Source organism: Ulvibacter sp. 2305UL32-6 (assembly GCF_058148545.1).
The window spans coordinates 17,940-42,177 of the sequence record NZ_JBYVKA010000003.1; the positions used below are offsets into that span (position 1 = coordinate 17,940).

The following is a 24,238-nucleotide window of genomic DNA, read 5'->3' on the forward strand; positions in this document are numbered from 1 at the left end:
TATTACTTATAGTTTATTCTAAAAATCTTTCGATCTATCAACTGTTTTATACTAGATAGAAGAAGGTAAATACAAATACCCAAACTAAATCTACGAAGTGCCAATACAATCCTACTTTTTCTACCATTTCATAACTTCCGCGTCTTTCATAGGTCCCTATTACAACATTGAAGAAAATAATGATGTTAATAAGCACTCCAGAAAATACGTGAAAACCGTGAAAACCAGTAATAAAGAAAAAGAAATCTGCAAATAATGGTGTTCCGTATTCGTTGTGACGCAAGTTTGCACCTTCAACAACCATCGCTCCGTCATTTGTCAATTTAGCAATAGATTCTGAACGCGACAGTACTGTTGGTTTTCCATGTTCATCATAATACTGTGTACGTATTAAGAGATTGTCCTGCGCCATAAAACCGGCGGTCACTTCCTCTAAAGAGACAGAAGTTCTGGTAACGGGCTCTGCTTCGTACCAAATTCCGTTTTTCGCTTCGTGGTTTTCTCTAACTCCCTCAATAGGAATAGCAAAATCTCTTAAAGCTACACGTTCTCCTTCAGTATTTAAAAATTGAATGATCTTACCACCCTTAGTTTCTACTGCACCGTAGTCTCCTTTAATAAAGGTATTCCATTCCCAGGCTTGTGAACCTACGAAAATTAATCCCCCAATAATGGTTAAGAACATATACAGAATTACTTTTTTCTGTTGCATCTTATGCCCTGCGTCTACGGCAAGTACCATAGTCACAGAAGAGAAGATCAGTATAAATGTCATGAAAGCCACATAATACATGGGCGCATCTACGCCATGCAGAAATGGAAAGTGGGTAAATACTTCGTCGGCAATTGGCCAAGCGTCTATAAACTTAAATCTCGAGAAACCGTAAGAGGCTAAAAATCCTGAGAAGGTCAAGGCATCAGAAACGATGAAAAACCACATCATCATTTTACCATAACTCGCTCTTAAAGGCTGGTTTCCACCACCCCAGGTCTTTCCTTCGGTACCTGTTTCAACAACAGTTGCTTCCATACAAAGTAATTGGTTTATTAGTGTGCAAAAATAGGGATAATTTTCATCTCACAAAATAGAAAAATAAAAAGAGATAAATCCACAGTATATCAACGAAATGCCAAAAAGTGGCAGCTAGTTCAATTCCAAGGGTTTTACCGTTCCTATATCTTTGTTTATAATGATTATAAATTACAACTAAAAGCGAAATTAACCCAGCAGCAACGTGCAATACATGCATTATTACTACTAAATATATAAAAGAGGTGGTAATTGTGCTTTCGGCACCAGTAAAGAAATAGCCATTAGCTATGATCTGATTAAAACCCGCAAACTGTAATCCTAAAAAGACACAGCCTAGTAAAAATGTTAAGACTAAAAACAGCATTCCCAATCCTTGCTTTTCATTTTTAATTGCTCTTTTTGCAAGATGTATGGTAAGGCTACTAACTAGTATTACCGCCAGACTATAATAAAAAGCTTGTGGAATTTGAAAATCAGTCAACCAATCTGGTCGCTCTTTACTAACCACATAACCACTAGTGATTCCAGCAAAACTCATTGATAAACTAATTATACCAAACCACAGCATCATTTTTTTTGCTCGGCTTAGCTTTTGCTCATCAGTATCATTTAGGTATTTACTCATTATCTAATAAATTTGTCTGCTACAAAGATGATTTGAAGCAATGTAATATAACTAACGCTAACCAGCATTAATTGCTTAGCAGCTTTGTCTGTTTGTTTTTTGTATAATCGAATAGCGTAATAAATTAACCACACGCCTATGCCGCCAATAAGAATTGCCGCAACCAGGCTCAACTTTAAATCTCCTGTAACATGAAAAGCAGGTATCAACGACGCGATCACCGTCCAAATACTATAAAGAATAACCTGAATTGCCGTGCCTTTATTCCTTTTTCCATTGGGAAGCATAAAAAAACCTCCTTTTTTATAATCATCAAATAAAAACCACCCTATCGCCCAAAAATGTGGAAACTGCCAAAAAAACTGAATCATAAAGAGTGTTCCTGGCTCAATACCAAAATCGTTCGTGGCCGCAACCCATCCTAACATAAAAGGAATAGCTCCTGGAAAAGCACCAACAAAAACAGAAAGTGGCGTTCTCGTCTTTAAGGGGGTATACATGCTGACATACATAAAGATGGAGATCGCGCCAAACATGGCGGTCTGGGCATTGATACTATACAGCACTACTAAGCCTAAAACAGTAAGAACACTAGCGATAATAAATGCTGTTTTTACACCCATCCGCCCTGCAGGGACAGGCCTGTCTTTGGTTCTATCCATCTTAGCATCCAAATCACGTTCAATGATCTGATTGTATACATTCGACGCGCCAACCATACAGTAACCTCCAACACTAAGAAGTAAGAGCACATAAAAATCAATAGAATCTACTGCTAGCAAATAACCTGCTACGGAAGAAAAAACGACACTAACAGACAATCTGATCTTGGTGATCTCGGTAAAATTCCGGATCAACGATGGTTTTATAGTTTCTGATCGAGTGACAGACAAGTATTTTGTTTTAAAAATAACATAACACACTTGATTTTCAATATGTGCTGTCATTTTGTTCGGCCTGCAAAGATACACCTCCCTCCCTTTTTTCGCAATTTTATATTCTATATTCTTAGCTATTTATTTGGTCAAATTTTATTACTTTGAACCCTTATAAATAATGAACTATGAATTTTAAATTTATCCTTGCTATTGTCCTAATTTTTGGTCTGTTTTCTGCGGAAGCACAAACAGACGGCGGCAAAAGCAGCAACACTAAAATTATAAAAGTTAAAGACAATATCTATATGCTTCAGGGCAAGGGTGGTAATATCGGTTTTAGTATTGGACCCGATGGAATTTTAATGATCGATTCTCAATTTGCTGATGCTTCCGAAGACATCATGAAAGACATCAAACGCCTAAGCAAAGAACCTATTCACTTTTTGGTCAATACCCATGCACATGGAGATCATACTGGTGGAAATGCCAATTTTGCAAAACAAGGCGCTGCCATTATTGCACATTCAGGCGTTCGTAGCAGTTTAGAAGGAAAAAAGAACGCTTCAAAAGAAGCGGGCGGTTCAACAAAGATTGATGAAAAGTCGTTTCCAGTCATTACGTTCGACGATAAGATGAATATTTATTTTAACGGAGACACCATTTTAGTAATGCATCTTGAAAACGCACATACCGATGCCGATGCCATCGTATATTTTATGGACAGCAATGTCTTACACGCAGGCGACGTACTATTTAATGGAAAATACCCGTATATAGACACTTCAAACGGAGGAAGCCTAGACGGATACATCAATGGTCTTAATAAAATTATGATGGTTGCTGAAAAAGACACTCAAATTATTCCAGGTCACGGCGACTTAGCAACCTTAGTTGATGTTAAGACTTCGATTAGAATGCTTAGAGACTTGAGGCAACAGGTGACATTTCAATTTTTGAACCGCAAAACTGAAGCGCAGATCTTGGCTATGCGAGATTTTACTAAAGAATACGATGATCTTGGCTATGGAGATGGATTTATCTCTACCGAAAAGATATTGAAAGTAGTCTACGACGATGTTAAAAGAAAATATTCCGATTTCGACCCACGTAGTATGGAAGAAATTAAAAAAGAGCTTCTCGAAAAGTATGGTCAGGAAGAAAAATCAAAAAATGGTAGAAAAAACTAATGCTACCTACTTTCTTAGAAATCGTAATACCAATTAAATAGATCGGTCCTGATTCCAAAATTGACCCAGGTCGTGTTATTTTCAAATACAGTTTCTGTGTTTACATCTGGTTTAAAATCTCTGATGATCAAACTTCCGTAAAGCTTTAAATTAGTTGCAGGGTTAATTAAATATCCTGCTTCTAGCTCTCCATGGAAAAAATCGGTTGTATTTCCTTGTGCCAACGAATTTCCATCGTCACTGATCCGCATATCTTCGGTTCCGTAAATATCTCCTCCGTAAAATTTTTGGTCATCTGTGGTATTAAATTCGAAACCCCGTTTTGCTATAACGATCTTGGCGTTGCCATATATTCTTCCGTAGTGATAACGTGCGATCCCAATAAATTCAGAAAAATTAGCCCCTAAAGTATGCGCCATTGATTGATTATTATGGCCATAATTCAATATAATTGAATTGTGCGAATATGTATAAGGTCTTACACGATTGTATTCTGCTTGCATATATAAATTATCAACACCAAAGGCATCATAGTACTTAAGCCCCAATTGATATCCTATCTTATTTTTATAACTCCCGTTTCCTCCAAAAATATCTTTGGTTGAAAACTCGTCAATGATAAGCTGACTATAGGCATTTATTCGATCTGTAAACTTATATTTTGCCGTTAGTCCAATTAGCGCGTTTCCGCCACGCGACCCAGTAGAAAACTCAATGGCTCGATAAAAAATGACTGGATTAATGTAATTGAAGTCGAAGCCGCGGTCATTGTCATTTTCCCAAATAACAGATTCAAATAGGCCAATATTTAATCGCTTTGTCACATTATAACTCAAATAATGGTTAGCCATAAACTTTGTTCTATACGAACCACTTTCAGTTACCTCAGGGCGTACGTCACGCAAAGACATCCACGTATTGGTGTATTTGAGTTTCCAAAAACTAGTATTCAATTTCACAAAGGGATACGGACTTGCATTATCACTCATCAATAAAGATCGGTAACCATCACCAATAAAATTCTTTCCGTGACCTAATTGAATATTGAAGTGTTCAGATGCGGTATATGAAACATGACCGGTCGCAATAGGGTAATCATATGAATCATCGCGAAAGATCTTTGCTATACCGCGTCCCGGAATTATAGCCGGGTTACCACCATCGGGACGAATACTTTCAGCGTATCGATTAAAATAGTCTGCAAACCGTCCTTGACTTTCGTAAATAGTAGCAAAGAAGTTAACTTTTTTACCAATTCCACCCTGGGTGGTTACCAAGCGCGTATTATTATAGGTACTGATATCTTCGCCTATATCTTTCCCAGCTTGTAAATCTACACCCGGATCTAAGGTGATCCAATAATCCTTTCCCTTGAGAGTAACCATATGTTCGTTCCATAATTTCCTGCCCAACCAAGTAGTTCTTTCCTTAAGCAAGGGAGCGTTTTCGGCTTGAAAGTCATAGTACTTATTAACTTCGCTATATAGATAAGGCTTTTGTGCGGTGTGGTTATTCAACCCAACACGGTTCATAGCAGGATCAAATCTGCTGTAATTTGTATGTGACAATGGAATGTAAATACCACTGCTGTATTCATCATTCGAATAAGGAAATTTCTCGATCGCGTCATATTCTTCCTTTAAGGCATCTTTATTCTGAAGAGTTTCGGAAGTAGTAGCCACTTTCGGCCTATTATTGATTCCCGATAGATTAGAATTTTCAGAAGGCACGGAAGCAATTGGCAGGGTCAATGGAATATTTACTTCTAAGGTAAATTGGACATAAGACGGATTACCGTTGTAAGTTGCGGGCTGAATTTTTGGAAGCGAGTCAAAAACACGTTTAGCCTCTTCCTTCAATTCATTATATACTGCATCTACATATAATAATTTAAAAGCTCCTTCCTTATCTACCTCGAAAAGTAAATTTAATGATCCAGTATAATCTTCTGTACCAACAATAGATGGCACTTTATAATTCTTATAAATAAATGTGCGTAAGGTATTGTTAAAGCAAGATTCTAGCGCATTGATCGGTACGGTTGAACATTCGGGAAATACCGGATACTTTTCATATTGATTAACGGCATTTTGGGAAAATACGGTACTAGTTAGTAGAAAAAACAGCAATGAGGCAATGTATTTCATCTGTACAAAAATTGTATTTCAGTCGATGGTAGAATGCCTACTGAATTTTGGTAGTAGATACGCATATTTCGGGAGCATCAAATCGTACTAAAGTGTTTGTTTATGGCTGAAAGATACGTTTTTTCGTCCGTATGACAAGACGCAAAAAAAGCCCGTTTAGGTTCTCCAAACGGGCTCATGTGTTAACTAGTAATTTAATTGCAAAGTAATAGGAACCATATAAATAACATCTACATTTGAATCCCCTTGCCTTCCTGGCTTCATTTCTGGGAGCTTATCAATAACTCTTTTGGCTTCGTTCTCCAATGCAGAATGTTTTGAACGAGCTTTGATATCAACAACTTCACCTCTTTTATTAATTGTAAATTGTACAAAGATCCGTTGAATTGGATCCCCACTAAGGTCTTCAAAGTCTTCTGTTCTGAATTTTCTACTTACAAAAGCTGCAATTTTTGAAGACATACAATCCACTTTTGCCTTATTTCCAACCACACTTTCACAGCCTGGGAATACAGGAACATGTTCAACATTCAACACATTTGTTGTTCCTGTATTTACTGGTGGCGTTGGGGTTACAACTCCTGCATTCGGATCGGGATCGGTGTTTGTTATTGGTGTATCTGTTGGTGCAATATCAGGGCCATCTGTTTTAACCAAATTATCTACAGGTGTAAAGGTTGTGGCCTGTACTTTTTGTCGAACAGGAGGCTTCACTACTGGTGTCTTTACAACGGCTACTGGCTGTTTAACTGGTTCCTCTACTCTGTATTGTATGGTTGCCGGATCTAAGATCATCCCCGTTCCTCCATCAGATATAGGATTCGGCTTTACTTCAAATTCTATTTCCATTACAAGGAAAACGGCTAACAGGCTAAGAATAAGTCCGATTTGAAAATACAGCCTAGAATTCCAACGAATGTTGATATTCTTTTTATCGGCTCTTTTGGTCAATACTTTTTGATCACTTTTTACAGATGGTTTCATAACGTTGTATTTTAAGGATTAATAATACTTAGAGAATACAAGTGTTATGCCACAAAAGAAAAATCCTACCGTTGCCGATAGGATTTTACCTTAAATTATAAAGTGTTACTGTATTTACTGAACCTCAAATACGATAGGAAGTGAGTACAATACACCAACTGCTTTTCCACGTTGCTTACCTGGAGTCATTTTTGGCAAAGCACCAATTACTTTTTTAGCCTCAGCTTCTAAACTAGGATGCGGAGCTCGTGCTAAAACATTAACTACGTTTCCATTTTTGTCAATTTTAAATTGAACTGAAATACGTTGTCTTCCTTCCAACCCTAAATCTGAAGCAAGTTCATCACCTCTAAATTTATTACGAACAAACTTGGTTATCTTTTCAGACATACAAGCTTTTTTAGCAGCATTATTTCCTGCGCTTTCGCAACCAGGATAAATTGGCACATTTTCAATTACAGCAAAAGGTACATCAGCAATTTCTTCTTCTACAACCTCTTCAATTTCTTCAATTTCTACGATTTCTTCCTCTTGATTAGTTTCGGTAGACTCAATAATGGTCTCCTCAATCTCTTCTTCATCTTCAATCACTTCAATCACCTCTGGTGCTGGTGGCGGTGGCGGTGGTGGCGGTGGTGGTGTAATAGGCTGTGTGATTGGAATTTCTTCTTCCAAATCATCACCAACATCTACCATTCCTGCGTCTAAGGCAGACTTATCATATGTTTTCCATTCGATGGCTGTCCATCCAACAAAAAGCATAAATGCCAACCCTGCTAAGAGAAATACAGAGCTCCATTGTTTAAGATCTGCTTTGGGATTCTTTTTTACTTCCATGATATCGTATTTATATAGTTGCTAATTTATAGAAAATCTATTGGACTTTAAAACATAATACCGGATTATGTTTAAAAAAATGATTTCCTACTTGAATATAGAACAAAATCAATAAAACATTGTAGATAATTCATCAATGCAGCAATAAAACTATGCTCTAAACGGCTATTATACCAGTTTATTAAAGCTCAATTATTGTGCCATACATAAGAAATGTAACAGACAAACCCGATGTTAGTTTCACTACTGGTTTTCTACTTGAAAGATTATGGGAAGTGCATAAAGAACGCCAACAGGTTTCCCTCGTTGTTTTCCAGGGATCATTTTTGGTAACGAACCAACAACCTTAATAGCTTCTTCCTCCAATTTTGAATGTGGAGCCCGAGCGCGTACGTCAACTACATCACCATTTTTATTTATTTTAAATTGCACTGAAATTCGCTGTCTTCCCTCTAATCCTAATTCACCTGCTAAACCAGTATCAAATTTACCAACTACAAATTTCTCAACCTTTTTAGACATACACTCCTTCTTTGCACTATTATTAGGTTCATTTTCACAACCTGGATAAATTGGCACATCCTCAATTACGGCAAAAGGAACATCGGCAATCACTTCCTCATCTACCTCAACTTCTTCGATTTCATCAATTTCAGCGATTTCGGCATTTTGGTTTAATTCTGAAGATTCAATTATAGTTTCTTCAATTTCTGCCTCATCTTCAATTTCTAAAATAACGGTAGTAATAGCTGCGGGTGGTGGCGGTGGTGGCGGTGGTGGTGTATTAGGTAGGTCGGTTATGGGAATATCTTCATCAAGCAAGTCGGAAACATGAACCATTCCGCTATCAAGGTCTCCTCTGTCAATACTCTTCCATTCAAGACCTCGCCATGTTATAAACAGCATAAGAACCATGCCTACTTGAAAAAATATAAGGCTATACCGACTAATTTCTGCTCCCGGATTTTTTTTGACTTCCATTGCAGTGAGTTTAGGTGTTACTATTTCAGTGAACTAACCTGCTTCTCACAATATTAAAGGACAAGAGCCCCAGTAGACTTCCAAAACCGTTCGCCAAAACGTCTAATAAATCAAACTGTCGTGACGTAGTAAAATAGTGTTGGGCTACCTCAATGGCAATGCCATAAGAGAAGCATATAACCAAAACTACGATTACAGTCTTAGATAAAATATGATATTTATCACTAGAAAATGCAAACCATAACCAAATAAAGCCTAACACCCAATGGATTAAAACATGAATCGTCTTGTCCAGATACGGAATATTCATTTTTGGTACGTCAGTCGACGGAGCCAAAAAAGCAACTGTAACAAATAAGGTGTAGACTAAGGCTGCTGCAAAAAGCGTCTTAGGCTCCGATAACTTCTTTATAAGCTTCGTCATCCAAAAGTTGTCCTACTTCATCGGGGTTCGACATTCTGATCTTGATCATCCAACCTTCACCGTAAGGATCGTTATTGACCTTTTCTGGCTCTGACTCTAAAGAGTCATTGAATTCAATGATTTCTCCCGATACCGGTAAAAACAAATCAGATACAGTCTTTACAGCCTCAACGGTGCCAAAAACCTCCTCGATATCCATAGTTTCATCTAAGGTTTCTACTTCAACATATACAATATCGCCCAATTCACCCTGAGCAAAATCAGTGATACCAACTGTGGCTATATCACCCTCTATTAAGATCCATTCATGATCTTTAGTATATTTTAAATTTGAAGGAACATTCATAAGTAATTTGTATTAAGTGTTTTTTATCTTTTAGTTTCCGAAGTTGTAGCGCAAGGTAAAGCCGCTTCGAATAGTTGTCTGAGGAAATGCGGTCGATATCGCATATTCAGAGAATGTATGATCATAATAGAACAAGGCCGTTAAGTTTTTACTCAAAGCATAATCTGCAGAAAACTGAAGGCCGTAAATAGTTTGTCCAGCTGTTGTTTGATTATTTTGAATATCTAAATATCGAATAATTGTTTTATTATCTCGACGAGAAAGATCTACTTTAAAGTTTAGATCACTTCGAAGAATTTTCTTCTTTCCTCCAAAATTAGTTCCAACTCGCAAATCTTTAATGCGATATCCGAGACCTAGCACAATTTCGTTCCCTTGAATTTCAGTCAACAGATTATTGGCAAAACTCAATGAAAGCGCTCTGTCTTTTCTATATTCTGCCAAGATCTTAACTGAGTTTTTCATTTCAAAATCTAAACGTACCAATGGAGAAAATTGCTCGGTCAGGTTTACATTCGTTAAGAATAACTCGCTTTTAAAATTACCGGCTTGATCTTTTGCATCTGGATCATTGCGGTCAAAATCTAAGTTTGTTTGAAATTGATTTACTGTATATAACGCCTGATACCCATGCTGGATAGAGAATCGCTTAAAGCGCTTTTTAAACCAAGCTAAATTCATTAATCCGGTATACTTAATATCCCAGTTCGGCAATGGTATATCACGCAGGATACTTGTTTTTTCTTTGGAAGCATCACTTCCTTTGTATGCAGAAATAAAGGCTGGAAGCAATACATCTTGACTCGTCTTCCCATAACCTATTGGGAAGCCATCGTCATCTAAATTATTAGGATCTGAAGTATCAATTCCGCGGCTTTCAGCAAGACGTTTTGCAACAATAAGACGATTATTTCGGAAGTCGTCAAAGGCTTCAGAGGAAACTTCATCGCTCTGCCCGAAGGCTGTTCCTATCAATAAAGTTGAGATGTTAAAATTTCCGAAGGTATTCGGCGTCAACGATCTATAGATCCCATCTTCAACGATATAATTTTCAGAATAATTTTCAGAATACACTCTATTTCCGTTTAAATCGATCTTTAAATCGGGGATCAATTCAATATTCACCTGTGCATCTAATTGTCTGCTTTCACTCTCGGTGTACTGTTCGTTAAATTCTGGATAGATAGTAAGCCAACCTTTACGTGCTGCCATTTCTCGAATCTCTCGCTGACTACCCATGGTAAAACCGAAAGTAGGCTCCACGGTTCCTGCAAACCCTACTGAAGGAGTATAACCTGGCAAGAAAATACCCTGTGTTTCTTGATAATTAAATTGTATTTTTTTGATAGATGTTGCAAAACCGATCAATGTATTCGCAGCTTTTTCTCCTCCTGTTAGAGAAGATGTTCCACCAGCACCGCCAGCTCCTCCTCTACCACCACGAGCTCCAGATCCGTCTGAACTTAAACTTCCTTTTTTCTTAGAAGTTTCTTTCTCTTCGCCACCTGTTTTACCACTGCCTCCATTGTCTCCAACACCTTCAAGTCCGCCACCTTTATTACCACTAGCTCGTTTCGATCCGTTAGTGATCTTTTTAAGACCAACATAACGGTAAAAAGTATTCATGTCTAAGGTCGAATTGATCTTGTGTGAACGTGCATTTTGAACCGAATTACCCAAGTCATAAGCAATAGGCTCGCTACCATCATCAGTTGGTATTTCAATATTATTAAATAAGTCACTACTGTCCTGCCATTGAAAATCACCCGTATATGAATAGGTAGATCTTATAAATTTCAAGAATGGAAATTTAGCCGTAGGAAGATCGTAATTGACCTGCAGCGACTGCACGTGACGGTTAGGATCTCCTATTTCAAAGAAACCATCCCATACTCCAATAGCGTTATTTACATTTCCTTCCGAATCAATGTAATTATTAATAATACGGTTGTTTGCAGAATTAAAATTAAATCGCAAGGAATTGGTAAGATTGTAGTTGAGCGTGTACTGCCAGTCGAACAAGAAGTTACGTTGATATAATTTCGGCGCAGGAATATTTCCTTCAACAAAATTAACCTCACGGAATTTTTGCTCATTGTACTGTCGCACAATATTTGAACTCACCGCTATGTTTGTTGGCACATAATTAAAGTTTAGATCTTTTAAAAATTGCCAGTATTTACTATTGAAAACAGAGTCGTTCTTTTTAAATGGCTCGTACGGTTTTTGTGTGAAATTGTAATTGTAGGTTGCTCCAGCTCGAACATTCTGATCTAAAGATTCTTCAATCTCAAAGCTCTTATGATCTACTTGATTATATGAATACGACAGGGTCAAATTTTCTACATCATAGATCTTTGGTTTAGCATCGCCCGTGCGTTCCTTTCGAACTCCAATAAAATTAATGCTTTGTCTACGTGTATATTCAATAGACTGTTCTCGAATAGAATCTCTACTAGCTTCGGTAGCCGCATTCTTTAAGCTTACGTCTAATTCAATATCTTGAAGTTCTGGGTCGTATTGAGGTGTAATTTGTTCTTCACCAATTCCATAGTTAAACGGCAATTGAATTCCCCATTTATTAGGGAGTAACTGACCTAAATTCCAGTTAGTAACAACATCGTACTGTTGCACGTCTTCTCTACTTCGTTGATTTGGTCCTTGTTCTACACTACCAAAACCAACCGTGCTTCTTCCAGCTGTTGCACTTACGGTAGCAAAATCGGCTAGATTGGCATCAACATTTGCAACTGCGGCCCATCCTGCTTGATTTTTTAATTCTGAAAGACGTAATTCATTGAACCAAACTTCTCCACAAAGATCTCCAGAAGTTGCGTTTCTAATCCCCAACATAATGATACGAACATCTCCAAAACTTGGACGCCCTTTAATACCAATTCGCAGATCATTTTCGGAACCACTTCCCGACCCTTCGATCAACTCATTCTGATCAAAGAAAACGGCTTCATCTGTATTATTTGTTGTTCTGGTCTTTATTTCTTGAAGTAAACTAAGAGGCAGATTAATACGGTTCTCCACGGGCCAAACCACTTCAGGACTAAGTGATTCAGAAGATATTTTTAATGGAATCTGAACTTCATAATAGTTTTGATCTAAGTCATTACCCATACGCATAAAGGCTACTAAGTCACCATCATTTGGAGTGGTTTCATTTGCAATTCCTTGTGCGTGAATAAACATTTCCAGATTCTCATATTGACGCATGTCAACATTGAAATTTTTATATACAGAACGTGCATCTTGCTCTTCCAATCCGCAAACCCGAAGTGCTAATGATTGTTCGTTTTGACGAATCAGGTTGTTATTGTTGTTTAATTCTTCACGAATAACTCCCGGAGGCAATACGTAGATACCTCCATTTTCTTCAATACTTACTGCTTCTACATCAAACACAGTATCATCTTGTGAAGGATCTTGTCCAGGATTGGCTAAATCTAACGATTGATTGTAACGTCGGTAATCTCCTCGTACTAATTCTAATGTTCCAAAACGCAATACAGTTGGCTGTTCAAAACCTGTCATATAGGTTCTCATAAAACGAATCGAACGGAAATCGGATATCCCATTTACTGCTCGTTCTGGTTCCTGAATAGGAATTTTAAACTGAACCCAGCGTACTGGGATGACTGAATTATCTGGTAATGTAACATCAATATCTTTTACATCGGTAATATAATCTTGTGAACTACCATGCATACCCGTGTTATTCTCTACGGCCATACCTCTATAAATAGGCACTTTGTACTCGTAATAGGCATCAACGGTGTTCATTGTGTTGTCACGGTTAATATCTTCCACATCTGGCTGCGCTGTTGAACCTCTATTGGTATCACCTACGTTCTCTGGCGAATTCCCTTCTGTTCCGTTGTAACTTCTATAACGATCTAATATGTTTCCTTCGGCTTGTAAAAAATATTCGTAGTTATCATTCGATGGATCTGGCAGATTTCCGTAGCCACCAAACATATTTTGTTCGTCGGCATCATTTAAACCATCATAACCAATATCTTGAGCCGTTCTATCTGGACCAGTAGAGTCAAAAGTATACACCAATGATTGGTTGGTTGGCACTTTACCCCAAGCTGTTGGTGTTGTATTAGTATTCATCTCCCCATCGCCTGGAAGTCCATTTTCATACTGTTTTCTACCATCACGAAGGAGGTCTTCTGAAATATTTCCTAAGTTAAAATAAACAAATCCGTCGTCCACGATATTATCATCATGCACATAGGGATCCATTACCCAAAATTGAATGTATTCAACGTTGGATTGTTCAAAATCTGTTGTAGATAATTGTCTTGTGATTGCTCCAAAACGTTCCTGAGGATCATTCAAGGTATTAGTTCCTACAACTGCTGGATCAGGATCATAGTTATACGGTCCTCTTTCCGAAGGATAAAAAGCTAAATCTAAAGGAAACAATGCTTGCGTTTGCCCTTGAATAATGTCTTGTTCTGGAAAGATCTCATCTCTAAACACACGACGTGTAAAAGGTGAGGAAAGATCTTCATCATTAATACCCTCTGGGCGCTGACTACTATAGAAAACTGGGTCAATAGTATACCAATTTAAGCGGGCACGTTGATAGTTGTATTGTAATAGATCTCCCGCAGATGCATTTGGATCTATTCTAAAGTCTTCGGGAGTACTTCCTAAATACCAGCTCAATGGTGATTTTACATCAACAGCTGTTTGCGATGCCTCAAAATCATCAATATAAACGGTTGCTTTTCCACCGAAATCAGAAACCTTTGGTGCACCAGGAATAAGATATGCAAACTCTCCACGTACCGAAACGTTAGATTCTACATCAGTGTCAATGTTAGGTAATTTATTTACTAAGCGAGTTAAAAAAGGAACTTCGGTAGAATAATTTGCATTAAAACCAATTATCGTATTATTAATAGGTTCTACATTATACGATGATTTTTGTGTTAGCGGACGTTCATTCAAATTGATATAAGTCGCGCCAATTTGTAATTCATCATTAAATTTATGTTCTACATTCAATCCTGTAAAACGTTTGGTCTGTTGACCGAAGAGTGTATTGTTTTCCGTAGAAATATTGATAGGTGTGTTTGAATTCAACAAAGCAGAATCTAAGATCTGCACCCGTCCTAATTGATAATTTACCGTATAATCAACGCCTTCAACCAAGGTTCTTCCGCCAGCCGTAACTGTTACGGAACCTTGCGGGATATTAAAGGCTCCAATAGGAATTCCATCAGACCCAGTTGATTTATAGGTACCTTTTAGTTGAAATTTGTTCTTATCACTATCTTCTTGCTCTGCTTGCGTTTTTGTTGTTCGGTAAAGTGATCTATAGACGTATTTATTCTGGTTGGCATTATAGGTTGCCGGCATGTCATAAAATGGTTGGACAGCAGGAGGATCATCGGATCTCAATTTTTCAAAAAGATACTCACCAAATGGTTCTACACTTGTAAATATGATACGACCATTTTGCGTGTCCACCGTGATCCCAGGAATATAATCAAAGAATCCATCTCCTCCATTTTGCGGATCCCCGTTATAGTTGAGACGATCCAAATTGAAGACGTTTAATAAGATTGTATTTGCTACATCTTCGGGTAAAGGTTGTGGAGGAAAATTCATATTACCTTCGGCTGCACTGATGTAATTTAGCGGAGAAGGATTTGTATATAGTACATTTAAGTTGAAATCTTCTTGTTCCAATTGAAAAGCACCAATACTATATATGTTTTTCATCATCAGATCCCAAATAGGCTCTGTTACTGTGGTAATGTTACTCTTTAATAATTTTACCACTATACTCTGCGGAATTCCTTCAATTGGGTCATCACCTGGATCGATTGGCTGAATTTCTCCACCGGTTGGATCCACACCATCAGTTGAAAATTCTCCTACTTGATATACACGTCCGTTTACCGTATACTGAAACGCTACAGCCAAAACTTCATCGTTATTTAGACGTTGATTTAAGGATATATATCCTAGCTGAGTGTTTAATTGATATTCGTTAGTCTGAAGTTTTCTCGCGTTTTCTAGTGTTACATAATCTGTACCATCACTTACCGGTACGCCTCCAAAGCCTTGCGCAACTGTTGAAACATCACGAATTTCTGGAGTCAAAATACTTTGTATTGAAGGATCATCGATCCCCAATGGGTTAAAGTCGTTATTCCCGTTGTCTGGGAAAGCATTTCGTGATTGATTTATAAATCCTCCAGGTATTGGGTTTAAACCAATATTAGTGCGATCTGCTTCTCCAATATCTTGTAATGCAACTATATTTCTAACATTCTCGGTACGAGCAGTTCGGTTAGTGATCCACACTTCAGATCGCGTGATCTGAATATTACTATTGATAAAAGGGTATTGTTGTAATGAGCGATCGTAATTATCTCGGAAGTAATGGGCTAAGAAAAAGTGGCGGTCTTGGTCGTATTCAGAAATGAACAACTCAAAATCGTTTACTGTTGCTCCACCTTCGGCTACTACCGAGCGTGTTTCCGATTTCTGTTCTGAAAAGACTCCGGTAATGGTTGTTTTACCAAATTGCAATTCGGTTTTAACACCAAAAAGACTCTGAGCCCCTTGAATTAGTGTACTATTAAGCGGCATACTAACGTTACCTACTTCTATTTTCTGAATAATATCATCTTCGGTTGGCGTATATTCTAGTTTGATTTGATTCTGAAAATCAAAGGTCGATTGTGTATCGTAATTTGCCGTTACCTGAAGACGCTCTCCTACTTTTCCTAAAAGACTTAGACTAATTCGTTGGTCGAAATCAAAGGAAAGACTTTTCCGATTTCGAGGTGAAAAAGCTGGATTATCCTGCTTTGTAAACAAGACACCTAAATCCATCTCAACACTACCTTGTGGGATCACTTCAATACTATTTCCTCCAAAAATGCTTTCAAAAAAACTTGAATTAACATAAAAAGTGGGAAGCAGATTTTTTTGCAATTCTTCTGAACCTTCCTTTCGCCCATCAACAGCGTCAATCTTATCCTTAAAATACTCCTTCATTTGTTCCTTTAAGATCAAATCTTGGTATTCTTCAGGAGTAAGAATTATGGGATAGGTGATATTAAAATCACCCAAGGTTTTTGTATAGATATAACGATCTGAGATGGGATCGTATTGATACGCATCCTGGATACTTTGTGGTTCGGGAAGATCCATGCTCCCCATGGAATAGCCAGTATTTGTTGAATCCTGTGCGTATAATGAAAAAAGACCCCCAAATAAAAATCCGGTTATTAAGAATAATTTTAAAAATCTATGCTTGCAATAGTAATTATGTGCGCCCAATTGTTATAATTTTTTTAAAGCTTGTTTTATGATCGTTTCTACCGATGCTGAAGGGTCTTCCTTTACAATTGTGTCAAGTACCTTTTCAGCCTGCTTTCTGGCAAACCCCAATGTCTCCAAAGCAGATAACGCTTCATTTTTATTCGTATTGCTTGAAATCGAAGAAATACCCTCGATGCCAAACACTTTCAAAATCTTGTCTTGCAGGTCTAAAACAATGCGTTGCGCTGTCTTAGAACCAATTCCCTTAACAGATTGTATAGTTGCAATATCGTTAGACGCAATAGCATCTCGAAGCTGCTCCGGATCAAGTGACGAAAGCATCGTTCTCGCCGTATTTGCTCCTACCCCCGATACCGAAAGTAACAATCTAAAAATTTCACGCTCCATTACCGTCGAGAAGCCATACAAAGTATGGGCGTCTTCACGAACCTGCAAATGCGTAAAAAGTTTCACATTTTCTGTGGCGGGAAGTTGCCCAAAAGTGTGTAACGAAATATTGACAAAATAGCCTACTCCATTACACGCTATTACAACATCAGTTGGATTTTTCTCCACTAATCTTCCCTCCAAATGGTGTATCATATGTGAACATTATGTTAAGGTTTCAAATATAGTACAATTATTTGTAGTCGAAAGCTACGACCACACTAAAAAATAGCGCTCTATTTTCGTTTATTCCTACGTGCCTTTTGCTCCTTTTCTCGCTTATCTTTTTGTTGGGCATCAACAACAGCAACAGCAGCCATATTGACCATTTCCTCAACACTTGCTCCCAATTGTAGAATATGAACAGGCTTGCGCATTCCCAACATGATAGGACCAATAGATTCGACATTGTTTAGCTCTTTTAGAAGCTTATAATTGCTGTTTGCTGAATCAAGATTCGGAAAAATAAGGGCATTCACCTTTTTACCTGCTAATTTTGAAAATGGAAATTTCTTCTGAAGCATCTCTGGATTGAGCGCAAAATCAGTCTGTAATTCGCCATCAACTACCATATCAGGCGTAACGCGGTGTAGATATTCTACAGCCTCCTGAACTTTTGTAGCATGCGGATCTTTTGAGGAACCAAAATTTGCGTAAGAGATCATCGCAATAACAGGATCCATCCCAAACATTTTCATGGTGTAATTTGTCATTTGCGCAATTTTAGCCAATTCTTTGGCGGTTGGATCAATATTGATCGACGTATCTGAAATAAATAACGGCCCCCTTTTGGTCAACATCAAGTTTGTGGTTGCTACTTTAGAAACAGTATCAAAGCGACCTACAGTTTCTAGAACAGGACGCACCACAGAAGGATACGAGCGTGAATAACCCGAGATCATCGCATCGGCATCTCCTTCGTTTACCATCATGGAAGCAAAATAGTTTCGTTCGCGCATCAATTTTTGAGCGTCGAATAGCGAAACCCCATGTCTTCTTCTGTTTAACCAATGCTTTTCTGCATAAAAGTTTAACTTTTCAGATTGCTCATCCGTTTTTGGATCAATGATCTCTACATCACCTTCCCATTCAATTTGATCCATAAGATCGAGAATGATCTCTTTTCGCCCTAAAAGAATAGGAATCCCAATTCCTTCCTCAGCAACAATTTGCGCTGCTTTCAGTACATCGAGATGATCTGCTTCGGCAAAAACGATGCGTTTCGGACTTAATTTTGCCCTGTTAAGTAGTAGACGAACGATCTTATTATCGCTCCCCATTCGTTCATTTAATTCGTCACGGTATTTTTCCCAATTCGTTATTGGTTCTAAAGCTACCCCACTCTCCATTGCAGCTTTAGCTACTGCTGGTGGCACAGTAGCAATAAGACGAGGATCAAAAGGTTTTGGTATTATGTAGTCCTTTCCGAAGGTAAGCTTCGTTTCTCCATAGGCTATATTCACCTGCTCGGGTACTGGCTCTTTGGCAAGATCGGCTAAAGCTTTAACCGCCGCCATTTTCATGTCTTCATTGATCTTTGTAGCACGTACGTCAAGCGCACCTCTAAAAATAAAAGGAAACCCTAAAACATTGTTCACTTGATTAGGATGATCACTTCTTCCCGTAGCCATAATAATATCATCGCGGGTTTTTACGGCAAGGTCGTATTCAATTTCTGGGTCGGGATTTGCCATCGCAAAAACAATGGGATTTTTAGCCATTACTTTGAGCATCCCGGGAGTGACAATATTAGCGATAGACAGCCCTACAAAGACATCGGCATCCTTTAAAGCTTCCTTAAGCGTATCGATCTTTCGAGCTGTGGCGAATTCTGCCTTTTCTTCGGAAAGTGAATCGCGATCCTTCCGAATCACACCTTTACTATCCAGCATCACAATATTTTCTGAATTTGCACCAAAGGCCTTATAAAGACGGGTACAAGAAACGGCTGCAGCGCCAGCTCCGCTAATTACAATACGAACATCTCCAATATTTTTTCCTGAAATTTCCAAAGCATTTAAAAGTGCAGCTGCAGAAATTATGGCAGTACCGTGTTGATCATCATGCATCACAGGGATATTGAGCTCTTCCTTTAATCTGCGTTCAATCTCGAAAGCCTCGGGAGCTTTTATGTCTTCCAAATTGATCCCTCCAAAAGTAGGAGCAATGTTTTTCACTGTTTCCACGAAAGAATCAATATCTTCTGTGTCAACTTCAATATCAAACACATCTATGTCGGCAAAAATTTTAAACAGCAAACCTTTTCCCTCCATTACAGGTTTTGAAGCTTCCGGACCTATATTCCCAAGACCTAAGACCGCTGTGCCGTTGGTGATCACAGCAACCAAATTGCCTTTTGCGGTGTATTTATAAACGTTGTTTTTGTCCTTTTCAATTTCAAGGCAAGGCTCGGCCACACCTGGCGAATAAGCTAATGAGAGATCTCGTTGGGTAGCATATTTTTTTGTCGGAACCACCTGAATCTTACCAGGTTTTGGCTTAGCGTGATATAAAAGGGCCTCACGGCGTTTACTTTGTTTGCTCATAATATTGGAAGTAAGTTACTTCGGTTTGATGAGTTACAAATGTAAAGCAGTGGGAGGAATCAAGAAAGGTTATTGATCCTTTTTCGCGTCAAATTTGTAATACAATCCAAAACTAAGAGATGCTTTACGCGGCAGGAGGTTTGCAGAAAAAGCACTGGCCGTTGCTGCTGTTATTCCTAATTGATCTGTCAATTCAACAATCGTCTTAAAAGAATAGCCAGCATATTCCTGATCATTAGCATACAAAGCTGTATAAGATTGAATTAGAGGCAAAATTACATCACCATTCTTAAAAGATGTAATATAATCTAAACGTGCTATAAACCAGGCAGTGTCAAAAAACTTATAACCCGCTTCTCCATTTGCTTGAAAATTATGGCTATAATCATTGGTTCTTAAAGCGACACCTGCGTTTGCTTGAGCAAAAAAATTATTCGTGCCTTTTCCAACAGAAATAGAAGGAATGATACTCCATGCATCAAGGCCTGTGGCAATACCTGTTGAAGAATCATACGTTCCTGTTTTTGCCTCTGCATAAAGTGACCCCGAAACTACAAAACTACGGTTGTACAAATTATGCCGTACCCCAAATGTAAGATTACCCAATGCATCTTCTTGGTCTGTAGCCGAGAGATCACCCAGGCCGTCAAAGTATTCATTCTTGATCGACTTGAATGGAATAGTCACACTAAGTGTGGTTTTATCGGTTAGTCCATATTCAGCAAATACCTGATAGGTTCTGTCTGTAAGTGTACTTAAGAGTTCTGCCGTTTTATCTCCATCAACAAAAAGACGATTGTAAGGGCCAATATTTGTAAAGTTGAGCTGTGTATATAATTCGTCTTTCGCTAAGGTCCATGCACTTTGCGCTTTTATTGCCGTGATTGATAAGGAAATGATTATAAATAAAAGTGCCTTTTTCATATTTATTCCGGTTGGATGCTCTAGACATTTTGGTCGGAAAACACAGAAATTATTACAAAATACATCTAAATTTCTTTTTTTTTACTTCGGAACTACTTCTTCAAGAAATTAATATTTCGTTGTAAGCCACTAAATTTTGTGCGCTTTACAGCACTTTTCTTAAAGAGCTTCTGAAAAACATCCGTTGTTATTTCTTCCCAATCTTTTTTAGTCATATCAAGTAGTTGCGGATTCGGATCAAAAAGTGGTTCGCGATGCGACTGACTGAAGCGATTCCACGGACAAACATCCTGACAAACGTCACAACCAAAGATCCAATCGTCAAATTGGCCTTTGACTGAAGCTGGTATTTCATTCTTTAATTCTATCGTAAAATAGCTAATACACTTGCTGCCATCTACCACGTAGGGTTCAACAATTGCTTGGGTAGGACACGCGTCAATACAAGCGGTACAAGAGCCGCAATGGTCTGTAACTACAGTATCGTATTCAAGATCGAGATCTATGATCAATTCGGCTATAAAGTAAAAAGAACCCGTCTGTTTAGAAAGTAAATTACTGTGTTTTCCAATCCAACCTAGTCCGCTCTTTGCCGCCCAGGCTTTATCTAACACTGGCGCCGAATCGACAAACGCCCTTCCATGAACCTCGCCAATTTCCGAAGTAATAAAATGAAGCAATTCTTTTAATTTATCCTTGATAACAAAGTGGTAATCGGTGCCATACGCGTACTTAGAGATCTTATAGCTGTCTGAGATCTGTTCTTCGGAAGGGAAATAATTTAATAATAGTGAAATGACACTCTTAGAATCGGGCACAAGTTTAGTAGGATCCAGTCGTTTGTCAAAATGGTTTTCCATATAAGACATCTCACCATGCATATTGTTTTCCAACCAAGTTTCTAAGCGCGGGGCTTCCGCTTCCAAAAAGCCCGCCTTGCTTACACCACAGGAAAGAAAGCCCAAACGTATGGCTTCGGCCTTTATTTGTTGTGTATGCTTACTCTTATTATTGTACACTATATTCTCTTTTGAAGTGTTAAGATAGCATCTTTTGGTTTTAGCGTAATTAGCGGTGTAATTTGTATAGGCTCTGTTTTGTGCGCGATTTTAAATTGCTGAATTAGCTCTGCAATGGCAAGAACCATTTCAAAAATGGCAAAATTATTACCGATACACATTCGTGGTCCCGCACCGAAGGGGTAGTAATATTCTGAATATTTAAGCGAATTTCCGGCAGCAAATCTAGAAGGATCAAAGGTTTCTGGATTTTCCCAAAATATCGGACTTCGATGTATTTCATATAAAGAAAAAAGCAGGTTCGAATTTTGTTTGATCTTCATTTCACCAAATTGATCGTCTTGCAAATTTACTCTATCTATAAAATAGGCTGGTGGATACATACGCATGGATTCTTCAATAACCTGTTTGGTGTAAGGGAGTGCTTTTATAAGTTCCATTAGATCATCAGAACCAGTTTTTGCCCGCTTTACTTCTTGATAAACTTGTTCTTGAACCGATTGATCTCGCGCCAAAAGCTCTGCCGTAAATGTAAGCGCATTAGACGTCGTTTCGTGACCAGCGGTAAACAGTATCAAGATCTCATCAATGAGCTGCTTTGGTTTCATTGCAGTTCCGTCTTCGTAGCGCGCATCCAAGAGCATATCCAACAGATCATCTTCGCGTTTACCACTTTCTCGCCGGCGGTCAACAAGTCTCTGTAATATATTGCGAGCTTCTTGTACCAGATCTATATTTTTTTTGATGCTTCCGCCTAATTTAAACCACCATATTTTGTACGGCTGGCGTAACTCGCGCACCAACATTTTTTGAGCTGTTTCTGTAATAATTTGTAATCTCTTAATTTCAGGAAGCGTAACCCCTCCACTAAAGAGGGCTTTTGCAACTGTTTGAAATGCGAGATCATTGAAAGTCGGAAAAATATCTACTGGTAGATCTGAAGGGAGCTTAGCAATTTCAACCGAAATAGCTTCTTGCATTGCAGAAAGCAAATTGACCAACTGTTTTTTATGAAAAGCTGGTTGAATCATTTTACGCTGCTTCTGCCAATGTTTTCCTTCCGAAGTCAATAGACCATAGCCCACATATTTGGCGAGATCCCTAGTTTGAATTTTCGACTTGGTATAATTTTTTTGATTTTTCTGAAGCACATATTGTAAAAACCCAGCATCTCGCGAAAAATATACTGAATTGCCAAACCCAATTTGAAGTTGAAACGTATTACCCAGTTTTTCGAAATTTCTGTGATGAAATGGCAGTGGGTTTTTAAGGATCTGAGCGGCGTGTTTTAGAAATCTAAAAATAGAAACTTTTGGAATACCTTTATTTTGCATAGGTTAGAACAGCCCTCCTTGCGTGGGTCCTTTAATTTTTCCTAAATGTTTATAAGCAGCCTCGGTTACTTCACGACCGCGTGGTGTGCGCATAATAAAACCTTGTTGAATCAGGAAAGGTTCATATACTTCTTCTATGGTTTCGGGACTTTCAGAAACTGCCGTTGCTATGGTTGTAATTCCAACTGGGCCACCTTTAAATTTATCAATAATGGTGGTTAGTATTTTATTGTCCATTTCGTCTAAGCCATGGGCGTCAACATTCAATGCTTTAAGTGAGTATTTTGCGATAGCAATATCAATATTTCCATTTCCTTTTATTTGTGCAAAATCACGAACTCTGCGCAATAATGCATTGGCTATACGCGGTGTACCCCTACTTCTCCCGGCGATCTCAATTGCCGCCTCCATACTTATGGGAACATCCAAAATCCCTGAGCTTCGTTGTACGATGGTAGTAAGCAGTTCTGTGCTGTAGTATTGTAGTCTAGATGCAATTCCGAAGCGAGCTCTCATGGGTGCAGTAAGCAATCCTGATCGGGTAGTTGCCCCTACTAAGGTAAAAGGTGCCAAATGTATCTGTACCGATCTAGCATTGGGTCCAGATTCGATCATAATATCAATTTTATAATCCTCCATGGCAGAATATAAATATTCTTCAACTATGGGACTAAGGCGATGAATTTCATCAATAAATAAGACGTCGCGTTCTTCGAGGTTAGTTAAAAGTCCGGCAAGATCCCCTGGTTTGTCTAGCACAGGTCCTGAAGTCACTTTAATTCCAACATTGAGCTCGTTGGCAAGAATATGTGCGAGTGTGGTTTTTCCTAGCCCAGGTGGCCCGTGAAACAACGTATGATCGAGTGCTTCATCTCTTTGGTTAGCCGCTTGAACAAAAATTTGGAGATTTTCCAGAGCCTGATCTTGACCTGTAAAGTCGTCAAAAGAAAGCGGACGTAATTTTTTTTCAAGATCAAGGTCCTGTGGCGTAAGGTTTTCTTCGGAAGGGTCCAAATGTTCATTCATATCACAAATATACGAAAGCGAACGTTGCTTCCGTATAAGAATCATTTCCGAAGAACATGCTTGAATAATATAAAAGCCGCACCAAAAAGGTGCGGCTTAAATGAACACAGTAAAATCCCCACGATTTACTGTTGTACATAATTATCACAGTCATAAAGATACTGTTTATCAAGCCATTGCACCTACGTAAAAACC

Annotated in this window: 17 protein-coding genes; 1 reads left to right on the top strand and 16 read right to left on the bottom strand. The window is 38.3% G+C overall.

Features of this window, described 5'->3' with window-relative positions:
• Positions 1-46: 46 nt before the first annotated feature.
• The 3 genes from ACY2RU_RS09945 to cyoE are packed head-to-tail and all read right to left on the bottom strand — an operon-like array spanning position 47 to position 2,605.
• The gene (locus tag ACY2RU_RS09945; RefSeq protein WP_490138305.1) at positions 47-1,030 is read right to left on the bottom strand and encodes a cytochrome c oxidase subunit 3; all 984 of its coding nucleotides are present in this window, start codon (positions 1,028-1,030) and stop codon (positions 47-49) included.
• A 43-nt stretch (positions 1,031-1,073) separates the two neighbouring features.
• Positions 1,074-1,658, bottom strand: coding sequence for a cytochrome c oxidase subunit 3 (locus tag ACY2RU_RS09950; protein ID WP_490138306.1), 585 nt, complete (start codon positions 1,656-1,658; stop codon positions 1,074-1,076).
• The gene (cyoE, locus tag ACY2RU_RS09955; RefSeq protein ID WP_490138307.1) at positions 1,658-2,605 is read right to left on the bottom strand and encodes a heme o synthase; all 948 of its coding nucleotides are present in this window, start codon (positions 2,603-2,605) and stop codon (positions 1,658-1,660) included. Before cyoE ends, ACY2RU_RS09950 begins: the two co-directional genes overlap by 1 nt.
• 116 nt (positions 2,606-2,721) lie before the next feature.
• On the opposite strand from cyoE, the gene ACY2RU_RS09960 reads away from it, so the two are divergent.
• Positions 2,722-3,723: an MBL fold metallo-hydrolase gene (locus ACY2RU_RS09960; RefSeq protein WP_490138308.1), complete on the top strand. Its 1,002-nt coding sequence runs from the start codon at positions 2,722-2,724 to the stop codon at positions 3,721-3,723.
• A gap of 14 nt (positions 3,724-3,737) precedes the next feature.
• Here the strand turns inward: ACY2RU_RS09960 and ACY2RU_RS09965 are convergent, their stop codons facing one another.
• The 13 genes from ACY2RU_RS09965 to ruvB form a co-directional block, all read right to left on the bottom strand.
• Positions 3,738-5,870 (bottom strand): gliding motility protein RemB, encoded by a 2,133-nt coding sequence (locus ACY2RU_RS09965; protein WP_490138309.1) that lies wholly within the window; start codon positions 5,868-5,870, stop codon positions 3,738-3,740.
• 186 nt (positions 5,871-6,056) lie between these two features.
• The gene (locus ACY2RU_RS09970) at positions 6,057-6,854 is read right to left on the bottom strand and encodes an energy transducer TonB (RefSeq protein ID WP_490138310.1); all 798 of its coding nucleotides are present in this window, start codon (positions 6,852-6,854) and stop codon (positions 6,057-6,059) included.
• A 114-nt stretch (positions 6,855-6,968) separates the two neighbouring features.
• Positions 6,969-7,691, bottom strand: coding sequence for an energy transducer TonB (locus ACY2RU_RS09975; protein ID WP_490138311.1), 723 nt, complete (start codon positions 7,689-7,691; stop codon positions 6,969-6,971).
• Between the two features lie 243 nt (positions 7,692-7,934).
• The gene (locus tag ACY2RU_RS09980) at positions 7,935-8,672 is read right to left on the bottom strand and encodes an energy transducer TonB (protein ID WP_490138312.1); all 738 of its coding nucleotides are present in this window, start codon (positions 8,670-8,672) and stop codon (positions 7,935-7,937) included.
• Positions 8,673-8,697: 25 nt separating this feature from the next.
• Positions 8,698-9,096: a VanZ family protein gene (locus tag ACY2RU_RS09985; protein WP_490138313.1), complete on the bottom strand. Its 399-nt coding sequence runs from the start codon at positions 9,094-9,096 to the stop codon at positions 8,698-8,700.
• Positions 9,062-9,442 carry a glycine cleavage system protein GcvH gene (gcvH, locus tag ACY2RU_RS09990; RefSeq protein WP_490138314.1) on the bottom strand — a complete coding sequence of 127 codons (381 nt, stop codon included), beginning with the start codon at positions 9,440-9,442 and terminating at the stop codon, positions 9,062-9,064. Before gcvH ends, ACY2RU_RS09985 begins: the two co-directional genes overlap by 35 nt.
• A gap of 30 nt (positions 9,443-9,472) precedes the next feature.
• Positions 9,473-16,714, bottom strand: a complete 7,242-nt coding sequence (gene sov / locus ACY2RU_RS09995; RefSeq protein ID WP_490138847.1) for a T9SS outer membrane translocon Sov/SprA — start codon at positions 16,712-16,714, stop codon at positions 9,473-9,475.
• Between the two features lie 54 nt (positions 16,715-16,768).
• Positions 16,769-17,350 (bottom strand): Holliday junction branch migration protein RuvA, encoded by a 582-nt coding sequence (gene ruvA, locus ACY2RU_RS10000; RefSeq protein WP_490138315.1) that lies wholly within the window; start codon positions 17,348-17,350, stop codon positions 16,769-16,771.
• 80 nt (positions 17,351-17,430) lie between these two features.
• A complete protein-coding gene (locus tag ACY2RU_RS10005; protein ID WP_490138316.1) occupies positions 17,431-19,740 on the bottom strand; it encodes an NADP-dependent malic enzyme in 2,310 nt (769 codons plus the stop codon).
• 69 nt (positions 19,741-19,809) lie between these two features.
• Positions 19,810-20,664, bottom strand: a complete 855-nt coding sequence (locus ACY2RU_RS10010) for a transporter (protein ID WP_490138317.1) — start codon at positions 20,662-20,664, stop codon at positions 19,810-19,812.
• A gap of 92 nt (positions 20,665-20,756) precedes the next feature.
• Entirely contained in the window at positions 20,757-21,683 is a 927-nt protein-coding gene (gene queG, locus ACY2RU_RS10015) for a tRNA epoxyqueuosine(34) reductase QueG (protein ID WP_490138318.1), read from the bottom strand.
• Entirely contained in the window at positions 21,683-23,017 is a 1,335-nt protein-coding gene (locus ACY2RU_RS10020) for a cytochrome P450 (RefSeq protein WP_490138319.1), read from the bottom strand. Before ACY2RU_RS10020 ends, queG begins: the two co-directional genes overlap by 1 nt.
• A 3-nt stretch (positions 23,018-23,020) precedes the next feature.
• On the bottom strand, positions 23,021-24,043 hold the full coding sequence (gene ruvB, locus ACY2RU_RS10025) for a Holliday junction branch migration DNA helicase RuvB (protein ID WP_490138320.1): 1,023 nt from the start codon (positions 24,041-24,043) through the stop codon (positions 23,021-23,023).
• Positions 24,044-24,238 lie beyond the last annotated feature (195 nt).